An 8,909-nucleotide genomic window follows, 5' to 3' on the forward strand; every position below is an offset into this window, starting at 1 on the left:
AGATGAAGGAAAAGACATATGTAGAGGACATAGACAGAAATATATATGACTTCAAGTATGACGACAAAGATGCCTATAAGCTTAAAGCTGGTCTCACACCTGAGATAGTTGAGCAGCTTTCAAAGGAGAAACATGATCCGGCATGGATGCAGAATTTCAGACTTGAGTCTTTACAGATATACAACAATATGCAGGTGCCTGACTGGGGCCCATCCATCGAGGGACTGGATATTGACAATATAGTTACTTACGTAAGACCAAATACCAAGATGAAGGGCAGCTGGGATGAAGTTCCTGAGGATATCAAGGATACATTTGAGAGACTTGGAATCCCTCAGGCTGAGAGAAAATCCCTTGCGGGAGTTGGTGCACAGTACGACTCAGAGCTCGTATATCACAATGTCCGTCAGGAGGTTGCGGACATGGGCGTTGTGTACACTGATATGGAGAGTGCACTCACAGGTGAGTATGCAGACATGGTGCAGAAGCATTTCATGAAGCTTGTCACCCCTCATGATCACAAATTTGCAGCACTTCACGGAGCTGTGTGGTCAGGCGGTTCATTTGTATATGTGCCACCTGGAGTAAAGGTTGAGATCCCACTTCAGTCATACTTCAGACTTAATGCAGCGGGCGCGGGTCAGTTTGAGCACACACTCATCATAGTAGATGAGGGAGCAGACCTCCATTTTATAGAGGGATGTTCGGCACCGAAGTACAATGTGGCGAACCTTCACGCAGGCTGTGTGGAGTTGTTTGTCGGCAAGAACGCAAAGCTCAGATATTCAACCATAGAGAACTGGTCCAAGAACATGTACAACCTGAACACCAAGAGAGCTCGAGTTGAAGAGGGTGGAACCATCGAGTGGGTATCGGGTTCATTTGGATCACATGTGTCATACCTTTACCCGATGAGCGTGCTCAAGGGCAAGGGCGCCAGGATGGAGTTCACCGGAGTTACATTTGCCGGTAAGGGACAGAACCTTGACACAGGAGCGAAGGTAGTTCATGCGGCACCTGACACAAGCTCATATATCAACACAAAGTCTATCTCCAAGGACGGGGGTATAAGCACATTCCGTTCATCAGTTGTAGTGACAAAGGAGGCTGAGGACTCCAAGGCAGCAGTTTCCTGCCAGTCACTTATGCTTGATTCGATATCACGTTCGGACACCATACCGGCCATGGATATCAGAACCAAGAAGGTAAATGTGGGACATGAGGCACAGATAGGAAGCATCAGTGACGAGGCTGTGTTCTACCTGATGTCCAGAGGAATGAGTGAAGAAGACGCGAGAGCATGTATCGTCAGTGGATTTGCAGACAATGTATCGAAGGAGCTGCCGCTTGAGTATGCTCTTGAGATGAACAACCTCATCCGTCTTGAGATGAAGGGCAGCATAGGTTAAGGAGGTGCGGTGACATGGAGAACAATAACGAGATGAAGATCAACAAGCTCCCGGCAAAGACATGGTACTGGCTTCGCATGAACGACACAGCACTTAACTGGAATCCGGACATGGCGGGATGCAGTGTGAAGATAGATGGCGGCAAGGAAGCTGATAAGCAGGCCTCTGATTTCGATGGAATAGAGACTGGTGCAGGAAGAGATGCGGACGTACTCTTCGCACAGCAGGCAGCAGGAAGTGTACTCGTTGCGGACGAGACCAATAAAGGGCAGACAGTGCACGTGCTGATAAATGGAACCGGGGCAAATGGCAGCAGCGGTTATGCTTACGTGCAGGCAGATGCAGGTTCAGACATGACAGTCATAGAGACATTTGGCGAGAATGCGGAGGGTGGCAGCCTGGCATTCCGTACACGCTTTAATATAGAGAAGGATGCACACATACGTCTTGTACAGATATTTATGCAGAATGAGAACACGACCATACTCAACGATGTGGGAAGTGAGTGCGCTGAGAACGGACAGCTCGATGTACTTCAGATATTTATCGGCAAGGGCAATCTGTACAACGGCGTGAGAACTGAGCTCATTGGTAAGCGTGCTTCAACCAACATGGATATAGGTTACCTTGGCCAGAAGAAGCAGGTCATAGATATCAACCTTGTGGTTAACCATATAGGCAAGAAGACCAACTGCAACATACAGGTGGATGGAACACTTAAGGATGCTGCGGAGAAGATATTCAGAGGTTCGATAGATTTCAAGACAGGTTCATCGGATTCGAAGGGCGCTGAGACGGAGAATGTACTGCTGCTCGGTGATGATGTGGTGAATAAGACTATACCACTCATCCTCTGTGCAGAGGAGAACGTGGAGGGCTCACATGGAGCGACCATCGGTGAGCTTGACGAGGACACTTTATTCTACTTCGCGTCAAGGGGAATAGACATGGAGACAGCCGAGGACATGATGACCAAGGGCAAGATGGAGGTCCTCTACCGCAAGATCCAGGACGAGAACACAGAGAAGCTGGTGGAGAAGCAGCTTGCGGAGGTAATGGAATATGACAGACAGGAATTATAGAGAGGATTTTCCTCTGTTGAGAAACAATGACACAGCTTATATAGACAATGCGGCCACAGCGCAGAAGCCACAGGTGGTCATAGACGCTGAGAGAGAGTTCTATGAGAAGAGCAATGCGAATCCACTCAGAGGATTCTATCCGCTCAGCCTTGAGGCGACAGAGAAGTATGAGAGTGCCAGAAAGGTAGTCAGGGACTTCATTCACGTTGACTCTGAGAAGGAGATAATCTTCACCAGGAATACCACAGAGAGCCTTAACCTTGTGGCATACAGCTACGCGCTGAATAACCTTAAGGCTGGTGACGAGATAGCAGTTACGATCATGGAGCACCACAGCAACATGCTTCCATGGCAGATGGCGGCCAGAGTCACAGGTGCAACTCTCAGATATCTCGACTGCGAGAAGGATGGAACGCTGACTGACGAGACCATCAATGCGGGAATCAACGAGCACACAAAGCTGCTTGCTGTCGGACATGTGTCAAATGTCCTCGGATGTGTGAATCCGGTCAGAAAGATGGCTGACAGGGCGCACAGCTTTGGCGCGGTTGTCGTTGTCGATGGCGCACAGAGTACACCGCATATGGCTATAGATGTGCATGAGCTTGGCGCTGATTTCTTTGCATTTTCAGGCCACAAGCTGATGGGACCTATGGGAATAGGAGTGTTATACGGAAGACAGGAACTGCTTGACGCGATGCCTCCATTTATGTCAGGTGGAGAGATGATAGATTCGGTTTCAAGAGATGGTGCGGTATATGCGGAATTGCCTCACAAGTTTGAGGCTGGTACAGTCAATGCGGCAGGAGCTGCGGGACTTGCGGCTGCTATAGGCTACATCAAAGAGGTTGGGTTTGACTATATAGAAAAGAGAGAGCTGGAGCTCACGACCCGTGCCATGGAGGGACTTGCAAAGCTTCCTCACGTACATGTCATCGGTTCAGATAAGCCGGAGAACCACACCGGAATAGTGGCGTTCACCATAGACAATGTACATCCGCATGATGTCAGCGAGATCATGGCTGCGGATGGAATAGATGTGAGGGCTGGACATCACTGCGCACAGCCACTGCTTGTACACCTTGGCGTGTACAACACGACAAGGGCAAGTTTTATGTTCTACAATACAGATGAAGAGGTAGATGCATTTGTGGAGAGTGTCGCAAATGTGAGAAGGAGAATGGGATATGCAGAATAATATTCAAAACAGGAATTTTTATAATGAGATCCTTACAGAGCACAATATGAGACCTGAATTCAAATATGATCTTCCTGCAGCAAATGTTGTGCTGGAGGGTGTAAATCCCAACTGCGGTGATGACATCTGGCTTAAACTGAAGGTTGAGAACGGAGTCATCGAGGATGGATCATTCGTGGGAGACGGATGTGCTATATCCCAGGCGTCGGCAGATATAATGCTTGGAATGATCATAGGAAAGACTAAGGAAGAGGCTCTGGAGCTTGGACAGCTCTTTCTTAAGATGATACAGGGTGAGGCGACAGATGAGGAGATAGACCAGCTTGAGGAGGCGTCTGCGCTCAAGGATATCGCACACATGCCGGCAAGGGTAAAATGTGCTGTTCTCGGATGGCACACCCTTGAGGAAGCTTTGAAGAATATATCATAAGGGTGGATTCCTTATGATATATTCTTTATCTGCATCTTAACTATAGGCATGATATACTTCACTTGAATGTGTGAAAGCGGGCGCCGCTGGTAAGATCTATGTCGTTTGTGACATGAGGTGTACTGGTGGCGCTTTCTTTAAAATAATCCAAAGGGATTGATACATATGAAAAAAATAAATATACAAAAAAGCATAAATAATACGGAGTGTAAATGTAAGGATGTTATAAAAAATGTGCTGTTGATGCTGGTTGTGATAGCCATAGGGGTTGGACTGTGTCTGATAATAAAGACAACATTTACTACAGACATATTGATACCGGCCGTTATGGTGTTTTCGGTATTTTTGATATCGGTGTTTACTGACGGGTATGTATATGGAATACTGGCATCTATAGTCAGTGTGATAATAGTGAATTTTGCATTTACATTTCCGTATTTCAAGATAGATTTCCTTATACCTGAAAATATCACATCGGCGATAATCATGATAGCCATAGCGTTTATCACCTGTGGATTTACAAGCAAGATAAAGTATCAGGAAATGCTCAAGAAAGAGAGTGAGATGGAGAAAATGAGAGCGAACCTGCTCAGGGCGGTATCCCACGATTTCAGGACTCCGCTCACAACTATATATGGTGCGAGCTCGGCCCTCATAGAGAACGGAAGGGAGTTCACGGATGAACAGAGGGAGAAGATGCTCAGGGGAATACAACAGGACTCCCAGTGGCTTTACCGTATGGTTGAGAATCTGTTGTCCATCACCAGACTGGATGGTGATATCAAACTTATAAAGACGCCCATAGCACTGGATGAACTTATAGATTCTGTGCTCATCAAATTTGCAAAGAGATATCCTGATCAGGAGGTGGAAGTCAATCTGCCCGATGAGCTAGTCATCATACCGATGGATGCCATTCTCATAGAACAGGTTATCATAAATATCCTCGAGAATGCAGTACAGCATGCGGAGGGAATGAAGAATCTGGCATTGAATGTGAAATGCGATGGCGACAGGGTTGTGTTTGAGATCCAGGATGATGGCGATGGAATACCGGAGGATAGGTTGAAACACCTGTTTGATGGCAGTCTTTTAGGAGACAGCTCCAATGAGGTGTCCGCGGACTGCAGGCAGAGAAAGAATGCCGGAATAGGTCTGTCGGTATGTGCGACCATCATAAAAGCACATGGCGGAGATATAAGCGCATACAATTCCGTGGAAGGCGGTGCAGTATTCAGATTTACATTGAAGATAGAGGAGGTTACGGATGAGCAATAACAAATATAAAGTCCTGATAATAGAAGATGAGCAGAATATCAATAATCTGCTGGATACTTTAATGCAGGCAAATGGCTATCAGACGATCATAGCCACATCCTGCGGAAGCGGTCTTATGATGTATGCGTCCCACAGACCTGACATAGTGATACTTGATCTGGGACTTCCAGATAAGGATGGAATAGCATTTCTCACGGAGATAAGAAAGACGGATTTCACGCCGGTCATAGTGCTCTCGGCGAGATCTGATGAGAAGGATAAGGTGGAGGCGTTAAATCTCGGGGCAAATGATTATGTGACCAAGCCGTTTGGCTCTGAGGAGCTGGTTGCCAGGGTCAGATCTGCGCTCCGCACAGTGCTTTACCAAGCGCATGACAGTGAACTGCCGACAGGGAAATTCCAGACTGGGGATTTGCTCATAGACTACGAAGCCAGACGAGTGTTCATAGGGGATGAGGAGATCAAGCTGACTCAGACTGAGTACAACATAGTCGATCTTCTGTCCAGACATCCGGGCAAGATGCTTACATACAGTTTCATCGTAAAAGAGGTATGGGGCTACAATGACATGGGAAGCACCAAGAGACTTCAGGTAAATATGGCGAATATAAGAAAGAAGTTCGGAGTGAAGCCGGGCAAGAAGAGTTTTATCATCAATGAGCTGGGCGTGGGATACAGGATGTGTGATGACAGCGAAAAACTCATTGATAGTATTTGATTGTAGATTAATAAAATAAAGTCCGCTATACTGATTTTATGAAGTATAGCGGATTTTATTATTAAATCAGGAGGAGTGTTATGAAAGGGTACAGAAAAATCATGAAGGCTGTGGCGGTCATTCTTGCATTTGCACTGATATTTTCAGGTATGAATGTTCCGGGAACTGCGCTGGCAGCTACAACGGCGGCTACGGCAAAAAACACGGTTGTAAAGAGCATCACTGTGAGCAATCTGCCAGCCGGCACACTTACGCTCAAGGCGGGAAAGTCATTTGCTCTTAAGACAAATGTGGCGGCGAAAGAGCTGAAATTCGTAACCAGCAACAGAAGGATAGCAACCGTGACAACTGCGGGAGTGATCAAAGCAGGAAATGTAAAAAATGGGACAGCTAAGATTACAATGTCGCTGAAGGCTGATCCTAAGGTAAAGAAGGTTATTACGGTAACTGCAGGACGGCCTGTCACGAGTGTAAAGCTTACTAAAAGCAAGCTGACGCTGGTAAAAGGAAAAAGTGCTGTGGTAAAGGCTTCTGTTGGAACAAGCAAGGCAAGCAATAAGAAGGTCGTATGGAAGAGCAGCAATATAAAGGTTGCTAAGGTTAATTCCAGAGGACGGATAACAGCAGCCGGAGGCGGTTCGGCAGTCATCACAGCAGTAGCTGCAGATGGTTCCGGCAAGAAGGCGAGCTGTAAGGTATCAGTCAAGGCGTATGTAACTTCTATAAAGTTCAAAAAGGGCAGCGGTAAGATGTATGTGGGAAAAACAGAACAGTTAAACCCAGTCATTGCACCGGCAGATGCAACAAACAAGAAGTGTACCTGGAAGTCTTCGAATGATAAGGTCGCTATGGTAAGTTCATCCGGACTCGTTGTGGCTGTTGGCGCTGGAACCACAGTGATTACAGCAACAACTACAGATGGAACAAAAAAGACAGTAAAATATAAGCTGACAGTTCTAAATGCTGTGAAGATTGCTTCGGCGCAGGTGGATAACAGGCAGACAATAAATGTTACATTGTCATCTGCACAGAAGCTGACAGCATCAAATTTTGCTGTTAAAGTAAAGACCACATTAAATGGCGGCATATACAACAAGAGCATTCCGATTGAAAGTGTGTCTACAGGAGACAATAAAAAATACACGATCAGGTTAAACAAGGAGAACAGGCTTTCATCTTCGGACAGAATATGTGTGTACGTAAGTGGACTTATAGGAACAGGAACCGGTAAGGTGGAGACATATTATTCTGACGGAAAGTATAATAAGACATATTATGAAGCCAGAGCAATTGAGCAGAATGCGAATGTGAATACAGACGTTAATTTATCTGGCAGTGGCTACCTCAAGGTTTCTGTAAAGGACGTTCCGGCTGGAATGAGGTATACAATAGGTGGAATGCGTTCCAACTGTATTACTTTCACAGGGAAAATAACCAAGTCTGGCACATCAGTCACGACAATTACAGCAGTTGATGAGTATGGTAATACAATGACAACTATCGTAACATGGTGTGTATACAACAGCTCCGTGATATCAGCTTATTACAGCCCAAGGTATTATCGCACTCGTGGTGAAAGTGGAGCGGCTGTGCATGTAGCTGCTGATATAAATTCTGTAGCTGGTGGCTCAGGAAATTATATCTATGATATAGTTGGCAATACTTATGGTCTTGATATTTATAGTAATGGTAAATTGGAGGGTTACATCAATAAGGCTGGTACTTATAATATAAAAGTCAGGATAACGGATTCCGATAATGCCGGAGTCAGCACAACTGTAGACTGTGTGATAAATGTTGCACAGGGAATTACAGTATCGGGATATATCAGGGATGTGGCAGGAGAAGTATTGTCAAATGCATATATTATATTTACGAATAGGGACAAATCCACAGAGTATACATATTACTGTTATTCTGATGTAAAAAGAGATGGATCGTATTCTGTAGATATTGTTCCTGGGACATATGATATAGCTATATATTCGGGTTCGGACACAACATACATATATTCACAGCGGTTTACCGGAAACATTTCGGGAAGAAATTATTCGTCGGATGTAAAAAAGATATCCGTTAGATCAAAAAATAACGGATATAATATAGAGAATATCGGCACATGGTATGACGAGGATGGCAACAGCGTTGGAGCTGGTGCATACGTTTATCTGGCGCCTGGTACTTACAGACTTACAGGTCGCGGGGTTGCTTTAGCCGGAACTATAACCGCAACGATAAACCGCAAGACTTCATATGTTGTAGCAGATATTAAGACAGACTATGAGGAGATTGGTGATAGAACCTCTATAAATGCATCAGTGGGAACATACTATAGATTTGTTCCAAAGATGACGGCAGCATACTATATCTATTCAAGTTCTGGATCGGATAATAATCCATATGGACATCTTTATGATGCAGATGGAGAAGTGCTTACAATTAATGATGATGACAAGCAGGAGCATATCAGCACAGGAAATGACCACGATTTCTATATGTCATATAACTGTGAAGCAGGAAAAGTCTACTATATTAATGTTACACGAAACAGCAGTATGGTATATATAACCACAGAGTATCCTGGAAATTAAGAGGATACCCGTACGTCTTTTTATGTGGGTATGAATAATGCTCAATAGCATGTGCGAGATTGACAAGCATAATATATAATTTATAATATATGATATGGTGTATTAAAAGGTAATGTTACATAAAAAAGGAGGAAATTTATGAAAAAAGGGAACAGGTTTATGGCGGTCATTGCGGTGATCCTTGCATTTGCATTGACATTTAC

At 45.0% G+C, this 8,909-nt stretch carries 7 protein-coding genes; all 7 read left to right on the forward strand.

The window, feature by feature from the left end; translation table 11 throughout:
* Positions 1 to 2 precede the first annotated feature (2 nt).
* Positions 3 to 1,409, forward strand: coding sequence for a Fe-S cluster assembly protein SufB (gene sufB / locus DW025_RS11050; RefSeq protein WP_055224519.1), 1,407 nt, complete (start codon positions 3 to 5; stop codon positions 1,407 to 1,409).
* A 14-nt stretch (positions 1,410 to 1,423) separates the two neighbouring features.
* Complete coding sequence (locus DW025_RS11055; protein ID WP_119999920.1) at positions 1,424 to 2,491, forward strand: SufB/SufD family protein; 1,068 nt, start codon at positions 1,424 to 1,426, stop codon at positions 2,489 to 2,491.
* Positions 2,472 to 3,689 carry an aminotransferase class V-fold PLP-dependent enzyme gene (locus DW025_RS11060; RefSeq protein ID WP_119999922.1) on the forward strand — a complete coding sequence of 406 codons (1,218 nt, stop codon included), beginning with the start codon at positions 2,472 to 2,474 and terminating at the stop codon, positions 3,687 to 3,689. Before DW025_RS11055 ends, DW025_RS11060 begins: the two co-directional genes overlap by 20 nt.
* The gene (gene sufU / locus DW025_RS11065; protein WP_117550344.1) at positions 3,679 to 4,119 is read left to right on the forward strand and encodes a Fe-S cluster assembly sulfur transfer protein SufU; all 441 of its coding nucleotides are present in this window, start codon (positions 3,679 to 3,681) and stop codon (positions 4,117 to 4,119) included. The genes DW025_RS11060 and sufU overlap by 11 nt, the downstream gene beginning before the upstream one ends.
* Positions 4,120 to 4,284: 165 nt before the next feature.
* A complete protein-coding gene (locus DW025_RS11070) occupies positions 4,285 to 5,397 on the forward strand; it encodes a sensor histidine kinase (protein WP_330410615.1) in 1,113 nt (370 codons plus the stop codon).
* The gene (locus DW025_RS11075; protein WP_117550346.1) at positions 5,387 to 6,115 is read left to right on the forward strand and encodes a response regulator transcription factor; all 729 of its coding nucleotides are present in this window, start codon (positions 5,387 to 5,389) and stop codon (positions 6,113 to 6,115) included. Before DW025_RS11070 ends, DW025_RS11075 begins: the two co-directional genes overlap by 11 nt.
* A gap of 80 nt (positions 6,116 to 6,195) precedes the next feature.
* Entirely contained in the window at positions 6,196 to 8,706 is a 2,511-nt protein-coding gene (locus tag DW025_RS11080) for an Ig-like domain-containing protein (protein WP_119999924.1), read from the forward strand.
* The last annotated feature ends 203 nt before the right edge of the window (positions 8,707 to 8,909 follow it).

The organism is Coprococcus sp. AF38-1 (assembly GCF_003603945.1).
Classification (GTDB): Bacteria; Bacillota; Clostridia; order Lachnospirales; family Lachnospiraceae; genus Coprococcus; species Coprococcus aceti.